General features: G+C 46.0%; 8 protein-coding genes. 4 read left to right on the forward strand and 4 right to left on the reverse strand.

Annotated elements, in window-relative coordinates:
- The coding region (locus tag AC9UEY_RS05625) for a UvrD-helicase domain-containing protein (protein ID WP_509538948.1) at nt 1–219 on the reverse strand (219 nt) is incomplete at its 3' end.
- A 26-nt stretch (nt 220–245) separates the two neighbouring features.
- Between AC9UEY_RS05625 and AC9UEY_RS05630 the strand changes: the two genes are divergently transcribed.
- From AC9UEY_RS05630 to AC9UEY_RS05645, 4 genes are all read left to right on the forward strand, one after another.
- Nucleotides 246–971, forward strand: a complete 726-nt coding sequence (locus AC9UEY_RS05630; protein WP_509538951.1) for a PIG-L deacetylase family protein — start codon at nt 246–248, stop codon at nt 969–971.
- Between the two features lie 102 nt (nt 972–1,073).
- On the forward strand, nt 1,074–2,114 hold the full coding sequence (locus AC9UEY_RS05635; protein ID WP_509538954.1) for a TadA family conjugal transfer-associated ATPase: 1,041 nt from the start codon (nt 1,074–1,076) through the stop codon (nt 2,112–2,114).
- The gene (locus AC9UEY_RS05640; protein ID WP_509538957.1) at nt 2,111–2,827 is read left to right on the forward strand and encodes a type II secretion system F family protein; all 717 of its coding nucleotides are present in this window, start codon (nt 2,111–2,113) and stop codon (nt 2,825–2,827) included. Before AC9UEY_RS05635 ends, AC9UEY_RS05640 begins: the two co-directional genes overlap by 4 nt.
- Nucleotides 2,824–3,636 carry a type II secretion system F family protein gene (locus tag AC9UEY_RS05645; protein WP_509538960.1) on the forward strand — a complete coding sequence of 271 codons (813 nt, stop codon included), beginning with the start codon at nt 2,824–2,826 and terminating at the stop codon, nt 3,634–3,636. The genes AC9UEY_RS05640 and AC9UEY_RS05645 overlap by 4 nt, the downstream gene beginning before the upstream one ends.
- Here the strand turns inward: AC9UEY_RS05645 and AC9UEY_RS05650 are convergent.
- The 3 genes from AC9UEY_RS05650 to AC9UEY_RS05660 form a co-directional block, all read right to left on the reverse strand.
- Nucleotides 3,633–4,031: a WhiB family transcriptional regulator gene (locus AC9UEY_RS05650; RefSeq protein WP_509538962.1), complete on the reverse strand. Its 399-nt coding sequence runs from the start codon at nt 4,029–4,031 to the stop codon at nt 3,633–3,635. The two genes, AC9UEY_RS05645 and AC9UEY_RS05650, sit on opposite strands and share 4 nt — an antisense overlap.
- A gap of 143 nt (nt 4,032–4,174) precedes the next feature.
- Entirely contained in the window at nt 4,175–4,333 is a 159-nt protein-coding gene (locus AC9UEY_RS05655) for a hypothetical protein (protein WP_509538965.1), read from the reverse strand.
- Between the two features lie 114 nt (nt 4,334–4,447).
- The coding region (locus AC9UEY_RS05660; protein WP_509538967.1) for an ATP-dependent helicase at nt 4,448–5,595 on the reverse strand (1,148 nt) is incomplete at its 5' end.

The raw sequence follows: 5,595 nt of genomic DNA on the forward strand, positions 1-5,595 counted from the left end.
CTCCTTCATTTCACCCGCTGCTTTGTTTGTGAAGGTAATTGCCAAGATTTGATATGGGGCAACGTTGCGCCTAGACATTAAGTAAGCAATACGACGAGTTAAAACTCGAGTTTTTCCGGATCCAGCACCTGCAACAACTAATAATGGGCCGCCTGCATGTGTAACCGCCTCCGATTGCTGAGGATTGAGTCCCTCAAGTAATGGATCGATTTCAGTCATGAGGGTGAGTCTATTAGGCTTCATGCATGGAACCGATTGCAGATAACGAGATCAAGCGCGTCTTGGTCATCAGTGCCCACCCCGATGATTCAGATTTTGGGGCCTCCGGAACAATCGCCCAATGGGTGAAAAAGGGAATTGAAGTTGCCTATGTGTTTTGCACCAACGGGGATCAGGGTGGCGAAGAATCTGGTTTCACAAAAGAAGAGATGCCTGCAATTCGCCAGCGCGAACAACGCGCAGCTGGTGCTGCAATCGGCGTCACCGACATTACATTCTTAAATTATGTTGATGGTCACTTAGTGGCAACAATTGAATTACGTAAAGATATTGTCCGACAGATTCGAATTTCACAACCAGATCGCATTGTGTGCCAAAGCCCAGAACGTAATTGGGATCGTATTGGTGCAAGCCACCCAGATCACCTAGCTGCGGGTGAAGCAACTATTCAGGCTGTTTATCCTGATGCCAGAAACCCCTTCGCATTTACTGACTTACTGGAAAAGGAAGGGTTACAACCATGGCGTGTAAAAGAAATCTGGGTTTCAGGATTTGCTCAACCTGACCATTGGGTTGATATCACCGATACCTTTGATTTAAAGATGGCTGCCCTTCACGCACATGCATCTCAAACTGCCCATAACAAAGAGTTGGAAAACATGGTTCGTGAGTGGGGGCAACGCAACGCCGGAATTGGCGACTTACCAGAAGGTCGCATTGCTGAAGCTTTTAAGATTGTTCACACTAACTAGATACAAGAATCAAGGATTACTCAGGGCAACATTGCTTCTGCTTTATCCACCGCTTTTTCTGGGCTACATCTAGTTTTTGATACCCAATCTAGGTTTGCGCGCATGGAACTAGATCTGAGCATTACCTTCGGTGCCATTGCACCATTTATGAGTGATCCAACGATTGAAGAAATTTGGATTAACTCACCTGAGCGAATCTTTATTGCACGCAATGGCCGCAGCGAATTAACCAATCTACTTTTGTCCTCAGATGATGTGCGAAACATTGTGGAACGCGCATTGATGTGGAGCGGAAGACGCCTAGATCTTTCACACCCATTTGTAGATGCACGATTACCCGATGGCAGTCGTTTACATGTAGTTATCCCTGAAATCACTGCTCACCATTGGGCAGTAAACATACGTAAGCACCTCATGCGAAATTCCAGTGTTAAAGATTTGGTAGATCTCGGGGTGATGAATTCTGAAATCGGTACTGCACTGACTTATTGCGTGCAAGCTGGCTTAAACATTTTAGTAAGTGGTGGAACCCAGGCAGGAAAAACAACTGTTCTAAATGCACTAGCTGGAGCAATTCCACGCGGTGAGAGAGTTGTAACAATTGAAGAGGTTTTTGAATTAAGCCCTCAGTTGCCAGATGTTGTGCAGATGCAAACGCGAAGTGCAAACCTGCAAGGTGAAGGTGAGATTCCTTTGCGTCGGCTCATCAAAGAATCACTGCGAATGCGTCCATCGCGAATTATTGTGGGTGAAGTGAGAGAAGCCGAAGCACTTGATCTACTCATTGCCTTGAATTCCGGATTGCCTGGAATGGGGACCCTGCATGCCAATTCACCACGAGATGCAATCGTGAAATTACAAACTCTGCCGCTACTAGCAGGTGAAAACATTTCTCATAAATTCATCGCTCCCACCGTCGCCTCAGCGATTGATGTAATTGTTCATACGACGTTAGATGTCAATGGAATCCGACGGATTAGTGAAGTTGCCTCAGTAACTGGTAGATATGAAAATGATCGTGCTGAAATCGAGATGCTCTGGAAATGGGATGGCAACCAATATCAACGTGGAGTTGGATCCCTGCCCAACCCAGATCGATTTACCGCAATTGGCACGCCACTTTCACAATGGTGGCATCAATGAAACTTTCCATGCGCATTGGAATTTCAGCATCTGTCTCTACTGCAGCTGTTTTATTGCTGACACGCTCAGTTGTGATTTCTCTAGCTTTTGGAACATTGGCTGCCGGAATAGCTTTTGTCACTGTGCGGGCCAAGAACAATCTCAATGAGGCAGCATTGATTGCTGCCTGGCCAGAAGTAATTGATCATCTAATGTCAGGAATTCAATCTGGACTCTCACTCACCGAATCATTAGCTGGACTATCCACTAGAGGGCCAGAGGTGTTGCGTCCTGCATTCACACAATTCAAAACAACTTTGTATGGAAGCGGCGATTTAACCCAAGCAATTGAAGAGCTCAAAGCCTTGTTTGCCCATCACGGAAGTGATCAAATATTTGAAGCCCTCATCATTTCTAAAGCTCTAGGTGGCAGCGAGTTACTACAAATACTCAGATCCTTAGGAGATTTTCTGCGTCAGGATTTGGCATTGCGTCGAGAGATTGAAGTCAAGCATGGGTGGATTAAAAACTCTGCACACCTTTCAGCCGCTGCCCCTTGGATTCTGCTTCTGTTGCTTTCAACCCAGCCAAGTACCGCTGCTGCATATTCCACACCGACCGGTGCAATGATTTTAGTTGCGGGTCTAGTGATGACAGGTATCGCTTACATTTGGATGAACCGCTTGGGTCGCTTGCCACAAACTCCCCGTGTTTTTGTAGGAGGGGCGCGATGAATGCAATTTTATTGGTAACCGCTCTATTGGTCATCCCGGCAGGGTTCTTGATAGTTATAGGTGATGAAGTTGATGCAATTGAAGAGGCCCAACGTGTTATCAGAAAGAATGCGAAGAAAAGTGGTGATCGCACACAATTGAGATCACGCTTAGAAGAGTTAGGGCGAGGCACCGAAAAAGATTATGTTGACTTTAGAATTAAGCAGTATGGCTATTGCGCAGCTGCCTCCGCACTTTCATTCACTGTTGTTCTAATACTCATGCACAATCCTTTATTAGCAGTATTTACTGCCACATTATTAGGTGTTTTAATCTATGTTCTAATAGATCGAGAACTAACAAAAGAGATTAAGAAGCGACGTGAATTAATCGAATCTGAGTTTCCAGCAGTCATTGAGATGCTGACTTTGGCAATTGCGGCTGGTGAAACACCAATGAGTGCAATGCTGCGTATTGCTAACTCTGCGGATGGAGAATTAGCTAAAGAGTTCCAAATAGTTGTTGCTGGTGTGCGCTCTGGATTGCCTCTCAATGAAGCACTAGATTCAATGGGCCGTCGAGTTAAATCTGTGATGATCCGTCGCTTTGTAGATGCATTGGTGACTGCAACATTACGAGGTGCGCCACTTGTTGAGGTTCTCTCTCGCCACGCGGTTGAAGCCCGCGGCAATCAAAGAAATAGAGTTATGGGAGCGGCTGGTAAGGCTGAAATATCTATGATGATTCCAGTTGTATTCCTTATCCTGCCGATCTCCATCCTCTTTGCACTATGGCCTTCATTAACAAATTTAAATATGTTTGCTAATTAAGCAGCACTTTCCTCGCGCTCTTTGCTCTTAACATTGAGTTCGATGAGTTCGCCTTCTGCATTGCGTGCAGCGATCTCCTTCAAAGTTGGTCGTCCAGCTTTGCGCTTCTTGGCAATGATGCGACCTTCTTCAAATAATTCACCGCCCCACACACCTGCGGGCTCTTGGCGCGATAGAGCACCTTCTAAGCACTGTGCGCGCACGGGACATCCGCCACAGAGTGACTTAGCCTCAGCAACTTGCATCTCATCCTCAGAGAAGTAGAGCTCAGGATCTGCTGTGTGGCATGGCAAATTAAATGATGACCCGTCTGAATACGTGCCTGTTACGGCGTCCAAACCGATCTTGTCATCTGCCCAGCCTGGTACTAGTAGTTCACTGAAGAGAACGCTCATGTTCTCACCTCTTCTTTCTGTTAGATCTTGCTTCGGTCTCTTGTGGTTGTCGTTGGTTTTCTGGAGTGAAGTTTGTTTAGGAAAACAAAAAGGGCTCCGAATCCTTGTGGATTCGAGGCCCTTGGCTTCAGTTCTAAATCGAGTTATTCGATTGAACCACCATTGGCCTCGTATCCGGCATAAAAAGCTGCGTAGAACGCTGGCTTCGTTGCATGCCAAGTAGAAGGCTTATTGGTTGTATGAGCAGAAGGAATCACAGCAGAACGCATTGCGTTTGCTGATACGAATGATGCGTTAGACATATTCGTTCCTTCCATCATGTACATTCCCGGCATGGGAATGAAGACATAACTATAAACCATGGGTTGAGGTACTGGCAAGGCAATTAATTCCCCGCATAAATGAGCGTAAAACGGCTAGTTAGCCAGGCCCGCTTCAGCCAAGAATCGTGAGGCTTTTCCGCGATAGCTAAGGCGTAGATCAGACTTTGCGCGTGTAATTCCAACATAGAACAAGCGGCGTTCTTCATCAATTGAGGCTTGATCACCTGTCGTGCTGTTGTTTTCAAGCGGCAAGATTCCATCACTAACGCCAATTAAAAATACTCGTTCCCATTCAAGACCCTTTGCTGCGTGAAGCGTTGCAAGGGTTGTAACAGGCATGGTTGGAGGATTGTTTTGTTGAACGCGATCTTCAACTTCACGCAGATATGCACGTAAATTCTTTGGTGTAAATCCGGTGTCACTATCTAGTTCTCGTGCAAGGTGGAGAAGTGCTGCGATTCCGTCGATTGCTCCCCCAGTCAAGAACGGTTGAGCAAGAGTTCGAAGTTCATCAAGCCATGAAACACCTTCAGTTGGAATAACAGAGGCTGTGCGAACTTGCTTCAAGAAATCACGAACTTCTTTGCGCTCAAAAAATCGCTCAGTGTTTCGAACTTGGTATGGCAGGTTGGCCGCGTTCATAGCTTTTTCTAAACCATTTAATTGATTGTTAGTGCGGGCAAGAACTGCAATCTCTTGAGCAGCTGTTCCTTCAGAGATCAACTGAGTAATGGCTCGAACGATTCCGGCAATCTCTGCAGACTCATCGTTATATGCAGTAATTGTTGGCTTGCTGCCATGATCATTGATTGCAACCAACTCATTGCCCATCGCACCTTTTCTAAGAATGCTGTTTGCGGTGAAGATAATTTCAGGAGTTGAGCGATAGCCAGTTGTTAAGCGCACTACTTCTGCTTCTGGAAAACGCTGGGTGAAAGAATTGAGAAACACTGGGGTTGCACCAGCAAATGAGTAAATAGTTTGGGCAGGATCACCAACAACACAGAGCTCTTGTCTAGAACCAAGCCAGGCATTGATTAATCGCTGCTGCAGCGGTGAAATATCCTGATACTCATCAACGGTAAAGAAGCGGTATTGATCTTGCACGCGCTCTCGAACTTCGCGCTCTTCTTCGATCATGGCAGTGGTTAAAAGCAGTACATCCTCAAAATCAATGGCTCGCTCTTGGTGCTTGACGCTTTCATAAGCGGTATAGACCTTGGCTAATTGTTCTGGATTAA

This window comes from Candidatus Planktophila sp. (genome assembly GCF_040402275.1).
Classification (GTDB): domain Bacteria; phylum Actinomycetota; class Actinomycetes; order Nanopelagicales; family Nanopelagicaceae; genus Planktophila.